Raw genomic sequence first — 1352 nt, forward strand, 5'->3', positions numbered from 1 at the left:
GCGATCATGCGCGCGCGTCCTTGAGCCGCTCGGCCAGCGGCAGGGTCAGCAGATCGCGGGTGTCATCGACGTAGCCGGTGGCCAGGTACAGCCGCCGCGCCAGTTCGTTGTGGTGGTTCACTTCCAACCGCATGCGCTCCACGCCGCGCGCGTTGGCACGTTGCTCGAGCACGGCCAGGGCCTGCTTGCCACGGCCACGACCGCGCGCGGCATGGCTGAGATACAGCTCGTCCAGCAGCGCGAAATGACCGCCCTGCTCCAGGCTGAACCCCATCGCCAGCGCGGCATAGCCCACCACGCTGCCGTCTTCGGACAGCCACAACAGCACTTCACCGTTGCGCGGGTCTTCCAGCAGGGCGGCCAGCGCGCGGCGCACGCGCGCATTGTCGAAGTCCAGTTTGTCCTCGGCGTAGAAAGCGCGCATCAATCCGATCAGCAGTTCGGTGTCGGCGACGGTGGCCACGCGGAAGTCCAGGGGTGCGGTCTGCATGCRGTCTCTCTCTCAGTGCTGTGCGAGGAAGGCGACCAGACGGTCTTCGTCCCACACATCGATGCCCAGTTCTTCGGCCTTGGTCAACTTGGATCCGGCTTCGGTGCCGGCCACCACGAAGGCGGTCTTCTTCGATACGCTGCCGGCGACCTTGGCGCCCAGCGCTTCCAACCGCGCCTTGGCCTCGTCACGGGTCATCTGCGACAGCGTGCCGGTCAGCACCACGGTCTGCCCGTCGAGCGGGCCGGCGGCCTGTTCGGCCTGTTCCGGCGCGCGCGCCAGCAGCTGCTGGCGGTACTGCTCGGCTTTGAGCAGCATCGGACCATGGCCCTCGCGATCCAGCCAATCGGCAAGACCGAGGGCCACCTCGTTGGGCAGCCCGGCGGCGACGAAGCGGACCGGTTCGGCGTCCAGCACCGCGGCGGCATCGGGCAGCATGCTGGCCAGCTTTTCAGCGCGCAGGCGGGTGATGCCGGGGATCTCGGCCTCGACCAGCAGTTGGGCAAAATCCAGTCCGTCACGCAATTTCGCCGACGGCGGATGGGTGTCGCCGATGCGCACCTGGCCAACCTTCAGCAGGGCATCAATCGCCTCCTGGTTGCCGGGCTGTTCAAAGAAGTGGCCGAGCGAGCGCGCCACTTCGCCGCCGATATCCGGCACGCGCTTGAACAGCGGCCACGGCAGGTGGCGGATCAGCTCCAGATCGCCGAACCAGATCGCCAGTGCCTTGGCGGTGCTTTCGCCAACATGCTCGATGCCGAGCGCGAACAGCAGGCGCTCCAGCGTGGTGTCGCGGCTGGCGTCGATCGCAGCGATCAGGTTGTCGGCCCACTTGGTGGCGATCTTCTTCGTGTTCCAGGTG

The 1352-nt window shown here is 67.2% G+C and carries 2 protein-coding genes; both read right to left on the reverse strand.

The window, feature by feature from the left end; genetic code table 11:
- Positions 1-4: 4 nt before the first annotated feature.
- Positions 5-490, reverse strand: coding sequence for a GNAT family N-acetyltransferase (locus ACXJKH_RS20555; protein ID WP_256774532.1), 486 nt, complete (start codon positions 488-490; stop codon positions 5-7).
- A 12-nt stretch (positions 491-502) separates the two neighbouring features.
- A partial coding sequence (locus tag ACXJKH_RS20560) for a BRCT domain-containing protein (protein ID WP_457322152.1) occupies positions 503-1352 on the reverse strand: 850 nt, incomplete at its 5' end.

Source organism: Stenotrophomonas sp. P5_B8 (genome assembly GCF_054049855.1).

Bases quoted from the DNA above. Each gene is read 5' to 3' on its own strand.
- ACXJKH_RS20555 (WP_256774532.1), bottom strand. From the start codon at position 490: ATGCAGACCGCACCCCTGGACTTCCGCGTGGCCACCGTCGCCGACACC.